This is a genomic window from Cupriavidus cauae (assembly GCF_026210475.1).
Classification (GTDB): Bacteria; Pseudomonadota; Gammaproteobacteria; order Burkholderiales; family Burkholderiaceae; genus Cupriavidus; species Cupriavidus cauae.
Window position 1 is genome coordinate 1,100,631 of the sequence record NZ_CP080294.1, and the last position, 18,979, is coordinate 1,119,609.

Sequence of the window (18,979 nt, forward strand, 5' to 3'; positions counted from 1 at the left end):
TCGCGGGTTCGTCACGTGCGGGGAGCGGCCGTCGCCTCAGCCGGCCGCCAGCAGTTGTTCGACCAGGCGCGCGGCCGCCAGTACGCGCCAGTCGGCGCCGCGCGGGCCGGCGATCTGCAAGCCGACCGGCAGGCCGTCGCGCCCGGTGCCGCATGGCACCGAAATCGCCGGCGCCTGGGCATGGTTGAAGAACGGCGTGAAGACGGCATGCGCCCGCGGTTCGACGGCGACGCCGCCGATCCGCTCGGGACCGAGCCGGTCGTTGGGCCAGGCCACGCACGGCGTGGTCGGGCACAGCAGCAGGTCATGCTCGGTGAAGAACGCCGCCAGGGCCAGGCCGATGCGGCGGCTCGCCTCGCGTGCGCGCGCTACCTCGGCGCCGCTCCACGACAGGCCGCGCTCGATCTGCCGCGCGATGTCCGGATCGAAGCGATCCGGGTCGCTTCGCCAGGCCTCGCCGTAGAGATTGGCCAGGCCGACATGCTGCAGCGGCATCAAGGCCGCCTCGCCGGCCCCTTCCGGCCAGGCCGGATCCTGCCGCGCGATGCGCAGCCCTGCCGCACGCAGGCGTGCCACCGCCGCCTCGAAGGCCTCGGCGACATCGTCGTCGACCGGTGTGTCCAGGCCCAGGCGCGGGCTGACCGCGATGCGAAGCTCCTCCAGCGGCTCGGCCGCAGCGCACTGAAAGCCCATGGAATCGGGATCGCGCGGATCGGGACCGCACAGCGCGCGGAACATCAGGGCAGCATCGTCGACCGTGCGCGTGATCGGCGCCATCACCTGGATGCCCGGAAACGCGTGCGGAAAACCGGCGGCATCGGGAATGGCGCCGAAGGACGGCTTGAAGCCGACCACCCCCGCGTGCGCGGGCGGGCGCCGACTGGAGCCGCCGCCATCGGTGCCCAGCGCCAGCGGCGCCATGCCGGCGGCCACCGCCACCGCGCAACCGCCCGACGAGCCGCCGGCCGTCAGCGCGGTGTCCTGCGGATGGCGCGTCAGCCCGTAGACCTTGTTGGTGGTCAGGCCCTTGCAGGCGAATTCCGAGGTATTGCCCATGCCCAGCACGATGGCGCCGGCCGCGCGCAGCCGCTCGACCGCGATGGCGTCCTCGGGCGCGACGAAGTGGCGGTACAGCAGCGAGCCCTGGGTCACGCGGCGGCCGCGCACCCACACCACGTCCTTGACAATCACGGGCACGCCGGCGAGCGGCGGCCGTTCGCCGGCGGCCAGGCGGCCGCGCAGTTGCGCGACGTCGGCCTCGACCAGATCGCGGCGCTCCTCGAAGACGGCATTGAGTTCACCGTTGCGCGCGTCGATGCGTGCCTGGAACGCCGACACCACCGCGCCGGGATCGAGCTCGCCCGCGTTGACCTGGGCCGCGATGCCAGAGGCGCTCGGGTACGGCGGCGCGGCATCGCGGTCATGGCCGCTGTCCTGCCGACTGCGATTCGGATGGGACATCAAAGGCTTCCTCCCGAAGTCCGGTAACGCGGCTTTGCCATCTCCGGCAGCGCGCACGGCAGGAATTCGCCGTGTCCCGCCGTCGCCTGCATCTTGCCCTCGTGCGCGACGACCTTGCCGCGCACCAGCGTCGCGACCGGCCAGCCCTTGACGCGCGTGCCTTCGTACGGCGTGTAGTCGACCGCGTGATGCAGGTCGGCGTTGCGGATGACCACCTCGCGCTGCGGGTCCCAGATCGCCAGATCGGCGTCCGCGCCGATCGCGATGGTGCCCTTGCGCGGATGCAGTCCGTAGAGCTTGGCGGGGTTGGTCGACGTCAACGCGACAAACTGGTTCAGCGAAATGCGCCCGCCGCCGACGCCCTCGGAGAACAGCAGCGGCAGCCGCGTCTCCAGCCCGGGGATGCCATTCGGAATATAGCGGAACGGCACCTCCTGCCCGCCCGGCTGCTTGCCTTGCGGATCGTCGTAGCGGAACGGCGCATGGTCCGACGAGAAGATCGTGAACAGGCCATCGGCCAGGCCGTCCCAGATCACCTCCTGGTTGGCGCGGTCGCGCGGCGGCGGGCTGCAGACGCATTTCGCGCCATGGTAGCCGGGCTGGTCGAGGTCCGATGCCGTCAGGAACAGGTACTGCGGGCACGTCTCGGCGAAGATCTTCATGCCGCGCGCGCGGCTCCAGCGGATCTGCTCGACCGCTTCGCGCCCCGACACATGGACGATCAGGATCGGCACATCGACCAGTTCCGAGAAGGTGATGGCGCGGTGCGTCGCCTCGCGCTCGATCGCCATCGGCCGCGCGATGGCATGAAAGCGCGGCGCGGTCTTCTGCTCGGCCTCCAGCCGGTCGGTCAGCCAGGCGATGCAGTCGGAGTTCTCCGCGTGGATCATCACCAGCGCGCCTTCCTGGCGCGCCACCGTCAGCACGTCGAGGATTTCGCGGTCGTTAAGCTTCAGGTCGTCGTAGGTCATGTAGACCTTGAACGACGTGTAGCCCTTGCGGATCAGGGAGGGCAGCTCGTCGCGCAGTACCGTCTCGGTCGGATCGGAGACGATCAGGTGGAAGGCGTAGTCCACCACGGCGCGCCCTTCGGCCCGTCGATGGTAGTCGGCCACGGCGGCACGCAGCGACTGGCCCTTTTCCTGTGCCGCAAACGGAATCACGGTGGTGGTGCCGCCGCACGCGGCCGAGATGGTGCCCGACTCGAAGTCGTCCGCCATCTTCAGGCCGTCGGGCATCGGCTGGTCGAGGTGGCAATGCGCATCGACACCGCCCGGCAGCACCAGCTTGCCGCTCGCATCGATCTCCTCGTGGGCGCTGCCGAGGTCGTGGCCGAGCTGCACAATGCGGCCGCCGGCGATCGCGATGTCGCATTGCACGGTGTCGCTGGCGGTCACCACCGTGCCATTGCGGATCAGAAGGTCGAACTGTTTCACGGGTATCTCATTACGGTTGTTGTTCTGGCGCGGCACACGCGGCGCTCGTTCAGCGTGCGGCCTCGTTGCCGAGGTCGGACAGGCGGGCCCGTGCGGTCTCGCGTGCCACGCCCGCGGCGACGGCGATCAGCACGCATACCACGGCCAGGTAGATGGCGACCGGCGTGCTGCTGCCGAAGCGGTCCAGCAGGCCGACGGCGATCAGCGGGGCCAGCGCGCCGCCGAACACGCCGGCGAACTGGAAGCCCAGCGAGGCGCCGGTGACCCGCACCTTCGTGGCGAACAGCTCGGGCAGGAACGACGCGAGCGGCGAGAACATGAAGGACACCAGCACCATGCCGATGAACGAGGCCAGCATGATCAGCGCCGGGCTCAGCGTATGCACCAGCGCGAAGAAGCCGAATGCCCACAGCGCGCCGCCGATGCCGCCGATCATCAGCACGGGGCGGCGGCCGATGCGGTCGGCCAGCAGGCCCGCGACGGGGATGAACAGAATCTGCGCGACGGCGCCAAGCAGCACGGCATTGAGCGCGATGCTCTTGGGCAGGCCCAGCTTGGTCGGCACGTAGTACAGCAGGAACAGCGTGAAGACGTAGAAGGCGATATCGCCGCCCAGGCGCGCGCCGAATGCGATCAGCAGCTGCTTCTTGTAGTGACGCAGCACTTCGGCGATCGGCGCGCGCGCTTCGGCGTGCTGCGCTTCGGCCTTCTCGAACACCGCGGACTCGCGCACATTGGCGCGGATGTACATGCCGACGCCGACCAGCAACGCGCTCAGCAGGAAGGGCACACGCCATCCCCAGCTCAGGAACGCCTCTTCCGACACCATCCACGTCACCAGCGCGAAGACGCCGTTGGCCAGCAGCAGCCCGATCGGCGCGGCCAGCTGCACCAGACTGCCGAGCAGCCCTCGGCGCCTGCCTTCGGGATCGAGCTCGTTGACCATGATGGCCGCGCCGCCCCACTCGCCGCCCAGCGCGAGGCCCTGGATCACCCGCAGCAGCACCAGCAGCAGCGGCGCCAGCATGCCGACGCTACCGTAGGTCGGCAGCAGCCCGATGCCGAAGGTCGCCAGGCCCATCATCAGCAGCGTGACGATCAGCACGGACTTGCGGCCGAACTTGTCGCCGAAGTGGCCGAAGATCGCCGCGCCAAGCGGCCGCGCGACAAACGCGACGCCGTAGCTGGCGAAGGACAGCAGCGTCGCGGTCAGCGGATCGCTCTGCGGGAAGAACAGCTTCGGAAAGACCAGCGCGGCGGCCGATCCGTAGATGAAGTGGTCGTAGAACTCCAGCGTGGTCCCCGCCACGCTGGCGCCCGCGACCCGCGCGACCGACTGGGGACGGTCCTGCGCGGCACGCGCGGTTGCGTCGACACTGACTGCTTGCATGATGCGTTCTCCTCCGGAGGGGGCCGCCTGTCGGCGGTTGGCATGTTGGCGTAGTGGGTGGGACTGCCGCTTCCGTGCCGTCGGCACGGCCCTCGCATGGCGTCTCACTGTCCCGTACAGTAGTCCAATAACCGCCATACAATCAAGACCAAAATTGTTTGACGAAAGTGGTGCATGTGCATGCCGGCTATTGGTGCGGCGCACGGTTTCGGGGCACGGCCGCGGACGTGCAGGCCAAGCGGGGAAAGGGTTTGCGGGGTGGGGTGGGAGATGGCCGCAGCGCAGCGCGGCCGCGTGAGGCCCGCCGTCGACGGACGAGGGGCTAGGGAAAACGAGGGGTCAGCCGGCCGAAGAAAGAGAGGCCTGGCGCAGCCGCGCCAGCGCCAATACCTGCAAGGCGGCACAAGCGATGCCGTCGTAGAGCGGCACGTCGGTATCGCGCAGGTTCACGTAGCCGCACAGCGCGGCGGCGACGGTGACCACCACGCGTGCGCCATGGGCGCGATGCAAGGTGCGCACGGCATCGCGCAGCTTGTCGGCCACGCTAGTGTCGGTCGCCCCGCCGTAGGCCCCCGGCGCTTCGATGCCGATGATGCCGGCCAGGCGGCTGCCCAACCCGTACTGCCGCACGAGGTCGCGATACAGCGGCACCAGGTCGGGACCGACCGTAATCAATCCGACGGGCGCGCCGAGTTGGGAGCCGAGCAGCATGGCCGATTCGGTGACACCGGCGACGGGGATCGTCGCCTGCCGGCGGAGCTCGCCGAGCGCGGTGTCCATCGACACGCCGAGGATCGCCGCGTCGCACCGGTGCAGATGTCTGGCGCCTAGGGCGAGCAGGCCCGGCACCGCCAGCGCGTTGTCGGCCGCGGAACGGATGGCCGCCGGGCCGTCGGGATTGTGGTGCCCGTCGAGCGTGTGACCGGGGCCGATCGCCTCGCGCGCCACCGCGCACATGCGCGCCGTCATCTCGACGCTGGCATTGGGGTTGAGCAGAACGAAGCGCACGATCAGGCCAGCGGGGCGCCGAGCACGTCGGCCAGATCGATGTCGGTCGTCGGCGCCATATGGGCCAGCACGCGCGCCTGGACGTCGGCCAGATGGCCGCTCATCGTCGCAATCGCCGCGGCCACGTCGCCTTTGTCGAGCGCGGCGACGATGCGGCGGTGCTCGTCCGGCGCGCAATGGCTCTCGTCCCGCGCCTCGTAGAGCGCGACGAACAGTTGTGTGCGAGCGATCAATTGCTCGAGATAGCGCAGCAGCGAGTCGTTGCCCACCAGTTCGGCCAGTTTCAGGTGGAACTCGCCGGCCAGGCGCACCGACGTTTCGCGGTCCTGCGCCCGGCATGCCGCCTCTTCGGCCTCCACATGGGACTTGAGCCGTGCCAGGGCACCACGGCCACCGCGCTGGGTCAGGCGCATGGCCAGCGCGGCAACGAGCCCCGCCTCGACGATGGCGCGCGCGCCATAGATGTCCGCCACGTCTTCCGGCGACGGCTGCGGTACGAAGGCGCCGCGATTCTGCAGCAGTTCGAGCTTGCCTTCCTGCCCCAGTCGAGCCAGCACCTTTCGCACCGCGCCGCGCGTGGTGCCAAACAGTTCCGCGAGATTGCGCTCCCGCAACGGCATGCCGGGGCGCAGCTTGCCGGCCATCAATGCGCTGGCAATCGATTGATAGAGGCGTTGCTCGATGTCGGGCGAAGGGTCGGTACTCATCCGTGGGACGTGCGCGAGCGGCCGGCGTGGCGGACCGATGGCCGAATTATTCTTGCGTTCCGGGTTATCGTCAACCAGAATGGTTAACCAGATTTCAGCAAAATTGTTGTGCGGTAATGGTGCATGCGGTGCACCATCGGTGCGCCATGAATGCGCCATCAACAGGCGCCCGCACCAGAAGCGACCGTGATCCCTTCGAAACGAGACCCATCCATGACCACCGAATTCCTGCAGTCACCGCCCGTGTTCGACCTTGTATTCACCGGCGCCACATTGCTCGGTACCGCGGCCGGTGCCGACGTCGCGCAGCGCGACATGACGCTTGCCGTTCGGGACGGCTCGATCGCCTATATCGGCAACGCGCTGCCCGAAGGCGCCCAGGTCCGGCGCGTCGTCGACGCGACCGGCAAGGTGCTGATCCCGGGGCTCGTCAACGTCCATACGCACGCGATCCTGTCGATGGTGCGCGGCGTGGCCGCCGACGCGGGCTTCGCGCCGTCCTATACGCCGGGAATTCCGAAGGGCACGCAGGTCAATCCGGAGCAGGCCCGCGCGCTGGCGCGGCTCGGCGCGCTCGAGGCGATGCTGTTCGGTTCCACGCTGATCGGCGACAACTTCGTGCACGCCGACGTGACCACCGAGGCCATGGCCGAACTCGGCGTGCGGCTCGCGCCGAGCTGGCGCATCCACGATGTCGATTTCGCGCAGGTCGCCGAAGGCCGCTGGCACTACGACGCGGCGATCGGATCCCGCACCCTGCAGGCGGCCCTGGATCTGGCGGCCCGCTGGCAGGGAAACGATCGCGTCCAGGTCCAGCTCGCCGCTCACGCCGTCGACACCTGTTCCGACGGCTTCCTGCGCGAGATCGCCGCGCTGGCACAGCAGCGCGACATGCGGGTGAACATGCACCTCGGCCAGAGCGTCGTGGAAGTCGAGCGGGTGAAGGCACGCACGGGGCGCACTTCAACCGAAGTGTTGGACGAGACCGGACTGCTGACGCCGCGCCTGATGGGCGGCCATTGCATCTATGTGACGGCAGACGACATCGAGAGGCTCGCGCGGGCGGGCGCACATGTGGTCCACATCCCCAAGTGCAATGCGACCTCCGGCCGCCTTGCACCGACGCCCGACATCAAGCGCGCCGGCATCAATATCGCGCTGGCAACCGATACGCAGCATGCGGACATGATCGAGTTGATGCGCTGGGCCCTGGTCACGGCGCGCGTGCAGCGTGGCGGCGTCGATGACGATTGGCAGCCGCGCCATGTGTTCGAGATGGCGACCATGGGCGGCGCGCGTGCGCTCGGGCTGGCGGACCGCATCGGCACGCTGGAGGTCGGCAAGCGCGCGGACCTCGTGATGCTGGATTTCGCGCGGCCGCATCTGGTTCCGCTGGTCAATCCGCTCGGCAACCTGGTTCACAACGGCCAGGGCAGGGATGTCCGGATGGTCGTCGTCGATGGCGAGGTGCTGGTGAACGATGGCGTGCCGACGCGCGTGGATCTCGACGAGGTATGCCGTGAGGCCGAGCATGCCTGTCGCGCGCTGTGGCAGGGAGTCGGTCGCGAATACTGGAAACCGGCGGCATGACGCCGCTGCGCTGTCGCGTCGTGCCGTGATGCAGCCATCGATGGCACGGCGCTTGCAAACGACCCGGGGCGTTCCTTCCTTCCATCGCAACAGGTGACCCTATGACGCTGCACGCTTTGTTGAGCCGATGCCTTCTTCCCTGCGCCGCCCTGCTGACAGTCGGCACGGCTTCCACCAACGCCGTGGCGGCGGCATCGGCCGCCAGCTTTCCGGACAAGCCGGTACGCATCGTGGTGCCATTCCCGCCCGGCGGTGCGGCCGATACCTTCGGCCGCGTCCTCGCGGACAAGCTTGGCGCGGCGTGGAAGCAGCCGGTGCTGGTCGAGAACAAGCCGGGTGCCGGCGGCCGGATTGCCACCGAGTACGTGGCCAAGGTACCTGCGGACGGACACACGCTGCTGCTGGTGACGGTGGGCCATGCGGTCAATCCCAGCCTCTATCCGAAGCTGCGCTATGACACCGAGCGCGATTTCACGCCGGTGGCAATGGTCGCCACGCTGCCCAGCGTGCTGGCCGTCAATCCGGCAGTGCAGGCGCGCTCCGTGACGGAGCTGGTCACACTCGCGCGGCGCGCCGGCGGCAAGATGACCTATGCCTCCTCGGGCAGCGGCTCGACCAGCCATATTGGCGGCGCGCAGTTTGCCAGCCTGGCCGACGTCGCTCTGACCCACGTGCCCTACAAGGGCGCTGCGCCGGCGCTGACGGATCTGGTCGGTGGCCAGGTGGACATGATGATCGACCCGGTCGTCTCGTCGGTCGGCTATATCAAGAGCGGAAAGCTGCGGGCCCTTGCCGTGACCACGCCGCGCCGCTCGCCCCTGCTGCCCGACGTGCCGACGATGGCAGAGGCCGGCCTGCCCGCCTACCAGTTCGCACCCTGGTTCATGATGATCGCGCCGTCGGGCGTACCACGCGAGATCGTGCAGAAGCTAAACCAGGACATCGCCGCGGTACTTGCGAGCGCCGACGTGCGCAGCCGCTTCGAGGCGCTGGGCGCCGAGCCGGCCACCGCGTCGCCTCCGGAGGCGGCGGCCTTCCTGCGCGGCGAGCTGGACCGTTACGCGAAGCTGGTGCGCAGCGGCAAGCTGCAGGCGGAATGACGATGGACCGCGATGCCTTGCCGCCGAACTCCGACGAACAAGCGCCAGCCGTGCAGCGCGACCTGCTCGGTTATGCGGGTCGTCCGCCCCACCCGCATTGGCCAGGCGAGGCCAGGGTGGCGGTATCGTTCGTGCTGAATCTCGAGGAAGGCGCCGAACTGTCAATCGCCGAAGGCGACGCGCGCAACGAATCGACGTACGAGGTGGTCGACCGGATCGAAGGCCGTCCCGATCCCTGCCTGCAGAGCCATTTCGACTACGGGACGCGTGCGGGATGGTGGCGCATCATGCAATGCCTGGCCGACGCCGGCGTAGCCATCACGGTCAGCGCCTGCGGACGAGCCGTGGAGCGCCTGCCCGAATTGGCGCGCGATGCCGTGGCCCGTGGCCATGAGGTCGCCGCCCATGGTTGGCGCTGGGAAAGCCATGTCGCCATGTCGGAGGAGCAGGAGCGCGAGGCCATCGACCGCACGGTCGCCGCAATCCGTTCGGCCACCGGCATACGGCCGGTGGGCTGGCATACCCGTTCCGCGTCGACCCCGAGAACGCGCAGGCTGCTGATGGAAGAGGGCGGGTTCGTCTACGACAGCGACTTCTATGGTGACGACCTGCCCGTGACGCTGTCTGGCCCGCGCGGGCCGCATGTGATGCTGCCCTATGCATTCGACACCAACGACATGCAGTTCCAGCACGGCAACCGCTTTGTGCGCGCCGCCGACTTCGCCGGCTATGTCACCGATGCGTTCGACTGGCTCTGGCGCGAGGGCGCACACGCCCCCAAGATGATGTCCGTCGGATTGCATCTGCGCATGTTGGGGCGGCCCGGCCGCATTGCGGCGCTGGAGGCGATGCTCGCGCATATGCGTTCGCGCGGCAGCGTCTGGATCGCGCGGCGCGACGCCATCGCGCGGCACTGGCTGGCGCATGCGGAGACGACGCGCGTGTAGCGGAGGGGCGAGGTCGTCGCGTACTCAGCGATTTCCGCCATGGCGAAGCGCCGCGCGAAATCGCGGCGCCGCCTTGCCCAGATGCTCCCACAGCCGGTTCGCGACGGGCCCATGCGGGCGGTCGCGCCGGCGGGCGGCGACCAGTTCCTCGACACGGCCCGGCAGATAGCGCCCGGCGATCGACAGCAGTCTTCCTTCCGCCAGTTCCTGCCCGATCAGAAAGCGGGGCAGATGTCCCCACGCCATCCCCTGCAGGATGATCTCCTTCTTCATCATCGGATCCGGCACCGTGCATTGCGGCGCGCCCGCCACGACGAAATGCTCCTGAGCTACGGGACGCCGTGCGCTGTCGCGGATCACGCATTGCGTCAGCGCCCGCAATTGCTCGGGACGGATTGCACGCGAGACCGGGAATGGCAGAAAACCCGGTGCCACCACGGGGATCAGCTCGATCTTGCATAGATCCAGCCATTCGATGCGCGTGTCGCTCTTGTCGACGCGATGCACGATCAGGTCCGCCTCGCCGTCGAACAGGCGCTCCCACGGCCCGGTCACCGCTTCGACATGCAGGTCCAGCCGCGTTGCGGGATGTTCCGCGAAGAACGGGCCGAGCAGCCGCAGCGTCTACGGCGGCGGACACAGGTCACCGATCACCACGCGCAGTTCGCTTTCCTCGCCCATCGCCAATTGCTCGGCATGAAGCTGCAGCGCATGCAGCTCGCGCAGCAGCGACTGGGCGTGCCGATGAAACGCGCGCCCCGCTTCCGTCGGGCTGACCCGGTAACCGCTGCGATCGAGCAGCGCCAGGCCAAGCTGCCGCTCCAGCCTGGCCACCGCCGCAAACACCGCGGGATGCGTCCGATGCAGAACCGTCGCGGCCGCCTGGAAGCCTCCCTCGCGGACGACGGCGTCGAAGCACTGCAGGTCTTGCAACGTGAAGCGGGACATTGTTTGTTTTGCTGACAGAGAAGTTGAGAACTTTGTAATTTTCTCAGATTCGGTCCGCCGCTAGGATGGTTCCTGTGATGGCCCCGGCGCCGATTCGGCGAAGGGCCTTCCCTACCTTCCAGGAGAACCGAGATGCAAGCGCTTTCGACCTTCACCACCAGCGATGCCCAACGGATTGCCTACCGTTTCGAGGGCGAAGCCGGCCGCCCCGTGCTGATGCTGTCCAATTCGATCGCGACCGATATGTCGATGTGGGACGGCGTGATGCCGCAATTGCTGGAACGCTTTCGCGTGCTGCGCTACGACATGCGCGGCCACGGCGCCTCCGACGTGCCGACCGGCGCCTATTCGCTGGACCGGCTCGGGCGCGACGCGCTCGAACTGATGGACGCGCTGGAGCTCGAACGGGTCCACTTCCTCGGCCTGTCGCTGGGCGGCATGGTCGCGCAATGGCTGGGGATCCACGCCCCCGAGCGAATCGACCACCTCGTGCTCGCGCATACCGCCGCCTATCTCGGCCCCGCTGCGGATTGGGCGCCTCGCATTCAAACGATCCTGACCGCGACGCCGAACGAGACCGCCGAGGCGTTCCTGGGCAACTGGTTTCCCGCCGAAATGTGCGAGAAGAGCGATCCGGCGCTCGCGTCGTTCCGCAAGGTCCTGCTCGAAACCAACCCACGCGGCATCGCCGGCGCACTGGCCGCCGTGCGCGATATGGACCTGCGTCGGACCATTACGCTCATTTCACGGCCGACGCTGGTGATCGGCGGGAAGTTCGATACGGTGACACGCGCGGAGCACAGCGAAGAGATCGCAGCGGCGATTCCGAGTGCGAAGCTGGTGCTGCTACCGGCGGTGCATATGTCGAATGTGGAGATGCGCGAGGGGTTCTTGGCGGAGGTCGGCGGTTTCCTTCGCTGATTTGGCATCTGTGGCAATGAGACGCTATCCCCCATCGGTGGGGTCTTGAACGGTCTGCGAGCGCCGATACTATACGATCCGGCATTCCCATTTCGGCGAAATACGTGAAGCGGCGAGGTCAGGCAACTTACGCCTTATTGGCCGAACAGTCGATCATGGTTTGCTCATTTGTAGAGCATCGAAATCCTGCTGTACCAGCGGGCGGGTCCGCTATATCAATTCAAAATAAGGAGAATAAGTTGGACTTTATCGACGAGGTTCGATCGCTCGCCGCCAGGGTCGCGGCTGCCAAGGATATGCTTCAAACCGAAGAAGCAACGAAGAACGCGATGGTGATGCCGTTCATCCACATGCTCGGCTATAACGTCTTCGATCCACTGGAGGTCACACCCGAACTCGTCGCTGACGTCGGTACCAAGAAAGGCGAGAAGGTCGACTACGCAATTCTGAAGGACGGGAAGCCGATCATGCTTTTCGAGTGCAAGAAGTGTGGTGGCGACTTGCACATCAACCATGCCAGCCAGCTGTTTCGCTATTTCCACGTGACGGAGGCTCGGTTCGGCGTGCTGACGAACGGTTTGGTCTATCGGTTCTTCACGGATCTGGAGAAGCCAAACAAGATGGATGACAAGCCCTTCTTCGAGTTCAACATTCTGGATTTTCGGGACCAGGATGTGGACGAGCTGAAGAAGTTCGCCAAGACGGCGTTTGATGTCGAAAATATTCTGACGACGGCTAATCATCTGAAGTACACCCGCGCTATCAAGAACACGTTGAACGAGTGGATGATCAATCCGCCAGAGGACTTCGTGCGGCTGGTATCGGCGGAGTTTCTCGCTGGCAAGCAGTTCAGGAACGCCGTGAAGGATCAGTTCACGATGATCACGAAACATGCCTTCCAGCAACTCGTCGGGGACAAGATCAACGAGCGTCTAAAAGGCGCCATGTCGCCGGAGCCTTCGCTTTCGCCGGAAGTCGCGATGAGCGAACCACAACAGGAAGTCCAAGGCGTACCGACGCCCTCTGCATTGGAGATGGAGGCGTATCAGATCGTCAAGGCGATCCTTCGGCCTGTCGTCAAGCCTGACATGGTGGCGATACGCGATGCCGCAAGCTACTGTGCGATCCTTTTCGATGACAACAACCGTAAGCCAATTTGCCGCTTGCGTTTCAACAACGAGAATCGACTCTACATCGGGTTGTTCGACGAGAACAAAGAGGAAGAACGCATCCCGCTGGGAAGCCTTGACGACATCTTTGATCTTGGAGATAGATTGAAGGCGACCGTTGCTTCTTATGTCCCGGTTGCGACAGCATAGGAGTACATAGGGGGAGGTCTCATTGTGTTGCCACTAGGCAAGCAATGTCCTCCCTCATGATCCGTGATGCGGACGCGCGACCTGTTGTCGGCGTTGACACATCCGTCATTCAAAGCAGAAAAGCGGGGTTCGGGCCCGTGCGCTGCTCGACCATCAAGACGCGGCTCTCAAGGTAGTCAGCCGTGTCACCAGTTCTCCCACCCCCGTGTACGGTTCCGGCGCCATCTCGGCAGTGAATCGCCGGCTCAGCTCCATGGCCCGTCTCGTCGCAGCGTCGAGATTCGGTCTGGTGATGGCAAAAGCGTCCCGCATGCCTTTCCTGTACTGCGGAACATGATTTTTCAGTCGCCGGAGCACCTCGTCGCGATGGACGGGCGCGTGGACCTGCGCGTAGTGGAGCAATAGCCAGAGCTCAAAATTCGGCACCGACGCGACGGCACGGAAGGCGACGTCTTGCTTGATATCGTTCTTCAGCCGACCATCCAGTGCCGCTGCGTATTGCAGGGCATCGAAGTAGCTGTCGTGATCATCGCGGTCAAAAACAGCGTAGACCTGTTCGAATGCACGGGCCTGGATGCGCTTGTGGCGATCGCCGTTTCGGAATAGCGATTCGGCGTATTGCACCACCTGGATCGGAGACGTTCCGATCTCGCAGTGCCGGACTTCCACATTGGTGGTGTGCAAACGATAGGCGGCCCGGATTTCGCAGAAGTAGTTTGGCTCGGTTTTCGCGCCTTCGGAAACGATCAGGATGCGGTCGTAGCTGGCGCGCTGGCCAATCTTGCGCGCCAACTGATCGCGTCGGCGGACCCGTGGGGATTTATCCCGGGCCATCAGTGACGTCGCCCGATATCACCGCGCACCAACGGGATGCCGCCATATCGGCCGATCAGGTATCCGCGCTCCAGCGCTTCATTCTTGCGAGGGCTGAATTCTGCGAGCGCAATCAGGTGCGAGGCTTGTTCGTTGTCTTTTTCGACGAGCCAGATCTGATCGCGTCGGAGAAGATCCGGCGCATCGAGCAGCGACGTATCGTGGGTCGTAAAGATCAACTGCGCGCCGCCGGTATTGACGTCGGGACGGTGAAACAGCCGGACCAACTCGCGAACCAGAAGGGTATGGAGGCTGGTATCCAGTTCATCGATCACCAATGTCTGACCCTTCTCGAGAATGTCCAGGACGGGGCCGGCGAGGAACAACAGGTTGCGTGTTCCGTTTGATTCGTCCATTAGATCGAATACGGCCGTGCCGTGATCGGTGGTATGCGAGAAGCGCAGCTGATGCTCTTCGATTTCCTCCGACCGCAGCTCGGACTTGCCGGCGGCAACATCGAAATGCACTGTCTGCCCAGGCACCTTGCGCGTCACGACTTCGATGTCGGCAATGCTGATGTCGGCGGACGTCAGGAAATCGCAAATCCGCTTGCGTCCTCCGGGCTGCTTGAGCATCTCGATCGAAACCTGCGGATTGAGCCGCGCCTGCTCGTTGAAGACGACCAAACTGCTCGCGAACCAGTCGAACAGCGGCCGCAGTGCTTCGCTGTTGAGCTGGGCGGCCATCGACAGAAACAGCGCATTGGACCGGGTGGCGTTTTCCCACAGCGTCTTCGCGCCCTTCAGCCCGGTACCGAACTCGTAGATGTCCTTGCCCGAGCTTGGGTCATAGTGCCGTTCGAACCAGCGCTGCGGCTTGAAGGCTTTATAGACCAGCAGATGCTCGCTGACGATGCGTTGCTGCGTCATGGCGAAGCCGTACTGATGCCGCACGCCGGATAGGATCACGGTCACCTCGAACTCTGTCGGTTTCGCCGCAGAAGCGGTGTCGAGGCGGAACGGCTGGACGGCGTATGTCTGCCCAGGCTGTACGACCGTGGCCGATTCCACGACCACGCCACGCATGTATTGCAGCGCCTTGATCAGATTCGACTTGCCGCTCGCGTTGGCGCCATAGACGGCGGCGCTGCTCAGCAGCCGGGGGGCGGCGTTCAGGCCGGTTTCGACGGTATTGGTGTCGGCGAGAGAGGCGTCCTTCGACGCCACGAGGCTGAGGACCTGCTCGTCCCGCAGGCTGCGGAAGTTCTTGACGCGGAACTCGAGGAGCATGAAATCAACCTGGTGGTGCGTAGAATAAATTTGAATCTTGCGCAGATAATGCGCAAAGTCAAGTTATTCGAGTGATCCAGGCGGAAATTTCGAACGGTAGTGTCGTTTTCAGCGCTTCCGGACGGCGCTGGAATCTGCTGGGAAGCCCGCCCACATAGATGCTCTCGACCAAAAAAAGCGCCGCCCACAGGCGGCGCAATCAGGCTTCGTCCATTAGCCCAAGTGTCGATAATCTTCCCGAGCCGGATCAGAACCGGTAGGTAACGCTGCCCACCACCGTCCGGCGGGCGCCGAAATAGCAGTCGCCGCGGGCGAGGCAGGTCGTCAGGTATTCCTTGTCGAACAGGTTGTTCACGTTCAGCGCGACGCGAACCGGACCGTGGTCGTAGGCCAGCACGGCGTCGACGAGCGTGGCGCTGCTGACCTTGTTGCGATCGGTGCCGTCATAGCTCGCGCTGAAATACCGCACGCCGGCGCCGGCCGAGAAGCCAGGCTTGTCGAACAGGTTGAACTTGTACGTGCCCCACAGCGAAGCCATATGCTTCGGAATGCTGGCGATGCGCTTGCCGACTTCGGCAGGATTGCCGGCGAGGATGCGGGTATCGAGGTAGGTGTAGTTGGCGATCAGGTCCACCCGATTGCGCAGCGATGCGAGGGCTTCGACCTCGACACCGCGCGTACGGGCTTCGCCGATCTGCACGGTGTCGGGCACGCCGTTGACGATGCCCGATGCGCGACGGTTCTTCTCGCGCATGTCGAACACGGCCATCGTCACCATCGCGTTCTTGCCGGGCGGCTGGTATTTGATACCGGCTTCCCATTGCTTGCCGCGCAGCGGCTTGAGCGGGCCGGCGCGGTTGGTGCCCGGCACACCCTGGAAGGACTCCGAATAGCTGATGTACGGATTCAGGCCGATGTCGGTCTGGTACATCAGGCCGAAACGCTTGGTCAGCTCATTGTCGTCGCGCGAGCCGGCCGTCGTGTTCACTTGCGAGGCACGCGACCAGTCGTAGCGCAGGCCGACCATCAGCAGCCACTGGTTCCACGACATCTGGTCCTGCATATAGATGCCGGTCTGGATCTGCTTGGTCGGATTGACGTGGCCGAGCGTCGGTGCGACGTAATTGCCGTAAACGGGATTGATGATGTCGATCGGCGCCGCGCTGCCGGTACCGTTGACGCCCCGGCGTCCGTCGATATCGGCGTGCTGATAATCCATGCCGGTCAGCAAGGTATGGCCCACGCTGCCGGTGCGGAATTTGGCCTGTGCCTGGGTGTCGACGAGGAAGGACCGCAGCCGCGGGTTGTCCCAATAGACGGTGCGGTTCAGCAGCCGGTCGCTGCCCGGCACCCAGCCACCGTTAGGCCCATTGAAACGCGCGTAAATGCTGCGGTAATCCACCGTGCTGTACGAGTACCGCAGATTCTGGCGGACCGTGAACACCTCGTTCGCCTTGTGCTCGAACTGGTAGCCGATCGCCGCCTGTTCCGCCTTGAAGCGGTCGAATCCCGGCTCGCTGACGAACAGGCTGTCGCGAATCTTCAGGCCGCCGGGGTTCGGAAACAGCATGCCGCTCCAGGGAAAGAAGCCCGCAGTGGTATTGCTGTCATCCCGCTGGAAATTCGCCAGCAGCGTAAACGACGTATCGCTGTTCGGCCGATACGTCAGCGACGGCGCGATCAGATAGCGATTGTCCTGGGCAAAGTCCACATGCGTGTCGCTGTCGCGCGCCAGCGCGACCAGCCGATACAGCCATTTGCCGTCCGCATCGAGCGGCCCGGTCAGATCGGCCTGGACCTGCTTGCGGTTGTTGTTGCCGAACTGCACGCCGATTTCGCGGGCGGCCTCGGGCTGCGGCCGCTTGCTGACGAGGTTCAGGATGCCGCCGACCGCGCCCTGGCCGAACAGCATCGACGACGGGCCGCGCAGGATGTCGATCCGCTCCAGCGCATACACGTCGGGACGGACGTTGTTGTAGTAGCCCACCGCATTGAGCAGGCCGTCCTGGTATTGCGTGAAATCGGTGCCGCGAAAGCGTCCCCAGTCGCCGCGATTGTCGTTGCCGTAGAGGCCCGCGTGGACGCCCGCGGTATAGCCCATCGCCTCCTGCACCGATTGCGCGCCCTGCGCCTCGATGCGGTCGCGCGTGATCACGGTGATCGACTGCGGCGTTTCCATGATCGGGGTATCCGTCTTGGTCGCGGTGGCGCTGCGCTTGGCGACGTAGCCAAAGACCGGGCCCGTCGCGGTTTCGTTGTCGCTGGTGGCACGCACGGTAACGGCCGGCAATTCGGCGGGGGCCGTGGCAGTAGCGGTGGCGGGGGCAGTAGCGGTGGCGGTGGCGGTGGCAGCAGAGGCGGGGGCGGCAGCCGGCGCCGATGCATCGGCGGACGCGGACTGCTGGGCCCAGACCATGCCGGCGGCTTGCAGGCCCAGGGCGAGAGTCGTCAGGCGAAGGGCATGGCCGCGGTGGCGGCCGCGGCGATGGGTTGCACGCTGTGGCATGGTCGGTTCCGTCTATATTTTTTCAGAACGCCCGCGGAATGCCGCCGCGGTGCGGCGGCGCGGACCGTGACGTCGGTCCGTGCGGGTCGGAGGCTCGGGCAACGAACGATAAATGCGAATCGTTCTTGTTAACCTTCGCATTGTAACGGCATGTGTCGAGCCGGACATAAAAGGGTGACCGCGCCACAGGGTTAATGGGCCCGTGCGCGGCCCCGATCTCGTACCGCCCCGGGGAAGCACCAACAGGACAGGAGGGCCGCGATGCCGCTGCCGCCGTATTTCGCCGATCGACGCGACGCCGGCGTCCAATTGGCGCGCCGCCTGAGCGAGCTGGGCTATGCGAAACGAGAGGAAAACCAGCCGCCGCTGGTGCTGGCCCTGCCGCGCGGCGGTGTGCCGGTCGCCTTCGAGGTCGCCCGCGCGCTGGGCGCGACGCTCGACATCCTGCTGGTGCGCAAGATCGGCGCGCCCGGCTATCCCGAACTGGCGCTGGGCGCGGTGGTCGAGGGCGATGCCACCGGCTCGCCCCCGCATACCGTCGCCAATGACGATGCGTGGACGCGCCGCGCGGTCGACAGCGGCGCCTTCGAGCTGGAGCGCGGTCGACAGCTGGGAGAAATCGCCCGGCGCCAGCAGCGCTATCGCGGCGGGGCGCCGGTGGCGGCGATGCGCGACCGGGTCGTGATCATGGTCGACGACGGCGTGGCGACGGGCGCGACGATGCGCGCGGCACTGGAGAGCGCGCGCCATGCCGGGGCGGCTCGCGTGATTGCGGCGGTGCCGGTCGCTTCGGTGGAAGGGTTGGCGTCGCTGCGGGACGCGGCCGACGAATGCGTCTCGCTATGGGTACCCGACGACTTCGGCGCCGTGGGCGCGTATTACGCGGATTTCGACCAGACCACCGATGAAGAGGTGATGGCCTTGCTGCGCGAGGCTGGCAACGCGCAGCGCGGCTGAGCGCGACAGGTGGTCAAGCGCGCTGCTGCGCCAGCCGCCGCTTCAGATGCGGGATCAGCCCGCCGGCGCGCAGCATGTCGAGCAGGAACGCCGGGATCGGTTCGCAGGGCACGCGGCTGCCGTCGGGCAGCACGACGGCCGCGTTCTCCAGATCCAGGGTCGCGTGTTCGCCGTCTACCAGTCTGGCGGTATCCGCGCAGACCAGCGCCGGCAGGCCGAGATTCAACGCATTGCGATAGAACAGGCCCGCGAACGAAGGCGCGATCACTGCCGCCACGCCGAGATGGCGCAAGGCCTGGGGAGCCTGCTCGCGCGACGAGCCCACGCCGAAATGCCGTCCGCCGATGACCAGATCGCCCGGCCGTACGGTCGCGGGAAATTCGGGACGCAATCCGGCCAGGCAATGGCGCGCGATCTGCTCGATGCCGCCTTTCATCTGCGTGGCGGGCGCCATCGCATCGGTATCGACGTTGTCGCCGAAGCGCCAGATGCGGCCGGGGGCCTGGCGTTCGGGCGTGGTATGGGGTCCGGTATCGGGTCCGGTATCGGGGCCGGTATGGGTCGGCGTATCCATGCGGATCTCGGTC

General features: G+C 66.0%; 15 protein-coding genes and 1 pseudogene. 6 read left to right on the forward strand and 10 right to left on the reverse strand.

What is annotated here, in order from left to right:
* Nucleotides 1–36: 36 nt before the first annotated feature.
* From KZ686_RS20265 to KZ686_RS20285, 5 genes are all read right to left on the reverse strand, one after another.
* Entirely contained in the window at nt 37–1,461 is a 1,425-nt protein-coding gene (locus tag KZ686_RS20265; RefSeq protein ID WP_226106855.1) for an amidase, read from the reverse strand.
* Nucleotides 1,461–2,897 carry a dihydropyrimidinase gene (gene hydA, locus KZ686_RS20270; protein ID WP_226106854.1) on the reverse strand — a complete coding sequence of 479 codons (1,437 nt, stop codon included), beginning with the start codon at nt 2,895–2,897 and terminating at the stop codon, nt 1,461–1,463. The genes KZ686_RS20265 and hydA overlap by 1 nt, the downstream gene beginning before the upstream one ends.
* Before the next feature lie 49 nt (nt 2,898–2,946).
* The gene (locus KZ686_RS20275; protein WP_149318527.1) at nt 2,947–4,287 is read right to left on the reverse strand and encodes an MFS transporter; all 1,341 of its coding nucleotides are present in this window, start codon (nt 4,285–4,287) and stop codon (nt 2,947–2,949) included.
* 339 nt (nt 4,288–4,626) lie between these two features.
* The gene (locus tag KZ686_RS20280) at nt 4,627–5,295 is read right to left on the reverse strand and encodes an aspartate/glutamate racemase family protein (RefSeq protein WP_149318526.1); all 669 of its coding nucleotides are present in this window, start codon (nt 5,293–5,295) and stop codon (nt 4,627–4,629) included.
* A 2-nt stretch (nt 5,296–5,297) separates the two neighbouring features.
* Nucleotides 5,298–6,161: a GntR family transcriptional regulator gene (locus tag KZ686_RS20285; protein ID WP_226106853.1), complete on the reverse strand. Its 864-nt coding sequence runs from the start codon at nt 6,159–6,161 to the stop codon at nt 5,298–5,300.
* A 54-nt stretch (nt 6,162–6,215) separates the two neighbouring features.
* Here KZ686_RS20285 and KZ686_RS20290 point away from each other — a divergent pair, with 54 nt between their 5' ends.
* The 3 genes from KZ686_RS20290 to KZ686_RS20300 all read left to right on the forward strand — a co-directional run bounded on the left by KZ686_RS20290 (nt 6,216) and on the right by KZ686_RS20300 (nt 9,639).
* On the forward strand, nt 6,216–7,592 hold the full coding sequence (locus KZ686_RS20290; protein ID WP_265635226.1) for an amidohydrolase family protein: 1,377 nt from the start codon (nt 6,216–6,218) through the stop codon (nt 7,590–7,592).
* 101 nt (nt 7,593–7,693) lie between these two features.
* Entirely contained in the window at nt 7,694–8,692 is a 999-nt protein-coding gene (locus tag KZ686_RS20295; protein ID WP_149318524.1) for a tripartite tricarboxylate transporter substrate binding protein, read from the forward strand.
* 2 nt (nt 8,693–8,694) lie between these two features.
* Nucleotides 8,695–9,639 carry a polysaccharide deacetylase family protein gene (locus KZ686_RS20300; RefSeq protein ID WP_265635228.1) on the forward strand — a complete coding sequence of 315 codons (945 nt, stop codon included), beginning with the start codon at nt 8,695–8,697 and terminating at the stop codon, nt 9,637–9,639.
* A gap of 24 nt (nt 9,640–9,663) precedes the next feature.
* Here the strand turns inward: KZ686_RS20300 and KZ686_RS20305 are convergent.
* Nucleotides 9,664–10,587: pseudogene (locus tag KZ686_RS20305) on the reverse strand (LysR family transcriptional regulator).
* A gap of 132 nt (nt 10,588–10,719) precedes the next feature.
* On the opposite strand from KZ686_RS20305, the gene KZ686_RS20310 reads away from it, so the two are divergent.
* Both KZ686_RS20310 and KZ686_RS20315 read left to right on the forward strand, forming a co-directional pair.
* Entirely contained in the window at nt 10,720–11,508 is a 789-nt protein-coding gene (locus KZ686_RS20310) for an alpha/beta fold hydrolase (RefSeq protein WP_226106849.1), read from the forward strand.
* Nucleotides 11,509–11,747: 239 nt separating this feature from the next.
* Nucleotides 11,748–12,827 carry a type I restriction endonuclease gene (locus tag KZ686_RS20315; protein ID WP_265635231.1) on the forward strand — a complete coding sequence of 360 codons (1,080 nt, stop codon included), beginning with the start codon at nt 11,748–11,750 and terminating at the stop codon, nt 12,825–12,827.
* A gap of 153 nt (nt 12,828–12,980) precedes the next feature.
* Here KZ686_RS20315 and KZ686_RS20320 read toward each other — a convergent pair whose 3' ends face one another.
* From KZ686_RS20320 to KZ686_RS20330, 3 genes are all read right to left on the reverse strand, one after another.
* Nucleotides 12,981–13,619 (reverse strand): RloB family protein, encoded by a 639-nt coding sequence (locus KZ686_RS20320; RefSeq protein WP_265635233.1) that lies wholly within the window; start codon nt 13,617–13,619, stop codon nt 12,981–12,983.
* Nucleotides 13,620–13,660: 41 nt separating this feature from the next.
* The gene (locus KZ686_RS20325) at nt 13,661–14,929 is read right to left on the reverse strand and encodes an AAA family ATPase (RefSeq protein ID WP_226106843.1); all 1,269 of its coding nucleotides are present in this window, start codon (nt 14,927–14,929) and stop codon (nt 13,661–13,663) included.
* A 247-nt stretch (nt 14,930–15,176) separates the two neighbouring features.
* Entirely contained in the window at nt 15,177–17,345 is a 2,169-nt protein-coding gene (locus tag KZ686_RS20330; protein WP_265635324.1) for a TonB-dependent siderophore receptor, read from the reverse strand.
* Between the two features lie 351 nt (nt 17,346–17,696).
* Between KZ686_RS20330 and KZ686_RS20335 the strand changes: the two genes are divergently transcribed.
* Nucleotides 17,697–18,392 (forward strand): phosphoribosyltransferase, encoded by a 696-nt coding sequence (locus KZ686_RS20335; RefSeq protein ID WP_150084757.1) that lies wholly within the window; start codon nt 17,697–17,699, stop codon nt 18,390–18,392.
* Between the two features lie 13 nt (nt 18,393–18,405).
* Here the strand turns inward: KZ686_RS20335 and KZ686_RS20340 are convergent, their stop codons facing one another.
* Entirely contained in the window at nt 18,406–18,966 is a 561-nt protein-coding gene (locus KZ686_RS20340; protein WP_322784965.1) for a LeuD/DmdB family oxidoreductase small subunit, read from the reverse strand.
* Between the last annotated feature and the right edge of the window lie 13 nt (nt 18,967–18,979).

What these genes read in the sequence shown, in the direction of transcription:
- KZ686_RS20310 (WP_226106849.1), top strand. Translation starts at nt 10,720, where the DNA reads ATGCAAGCGCTTTCGACCTTCACCACCAGCGATGCCCAACGGATTGCC.
- KZ686_RS20335 (WP_150084757.1), top strand. Translation starts at nt 17,697, where the DNA reads ATGCCGCTGCCGCCGTATTTCGCCGATCGACGCGACGCCGGCGTCCAA.
- KZ686_RS20300 (WP_265635228.1), top strand. Translation starts at nt 8,695, where the DNA reads ATGGACCGCGATGCCTTGCCGCCGAACTCCGACGAACAAGCGCCAGCC.
- KZ686_RS20290 (WP_265635226.1), top strand. Translation starts at nt 6,216, where the DNA reads ATGACCACCGAATTCCTGCAGTCACCGCCCGTGTTCGACCTTGTATTC.
- KZ686_RS20285 (WP_226106853.1), bottom strand. Translation starts at nt 6,161, where the DNA reads ATGGCGCATTCATGGCGCACCGATGGTGCACCGCATGCACCATTACCG.
- KZ686_RS20265 (WP_226106855.1), bottom strand. Translation starts at nt 1,461, where the DNA reads ATGTCCCATCCGAATCGCAGTCGGCAGGACAGCGGCCATGACCGCGAT.
- KZ686_RS20325 (WP_226106843.1), bottom strand. Translation starts at nt 14,929, where the DNA reads ATGCTCCTCGAGTTCCGCGTCAAGAACTTCCGCAGCCTGCGGGACGAG.
- KZ686_RS20295 (WP_149318524.1), top strand. Translation starts at nt 7,694, where the DNA reads ATGACGCTGCACGCTTTGTTGAGCCGATGCCTTCTTCCCTGCGCCGCC.
- KZ686_RS20275 (WP_149318527.1), bottom strand. Translation starts at nt 4,287, where the DNA reads ATGCAAGCAGTCAGTGTCGACGCAACCGCGCGTGCCGCGCAGGACCGT.
- KZ686_RS20340 (WP_322784965.1), bottom strand. Translation starts at nt 18,966, where the DNA reads ATGGATACGCCGACCCATACCGGCCCCGATACCGGACCCGATACCGGA.
- KZ686_RS20330 (WP_265635324.1), bottom strand. Translation starts at nt 17,345, where the DNA reads ATGGTCTGGGCCCAGCAGTCCGCGTCCGCCGATGCATCGGCGCCGGCT.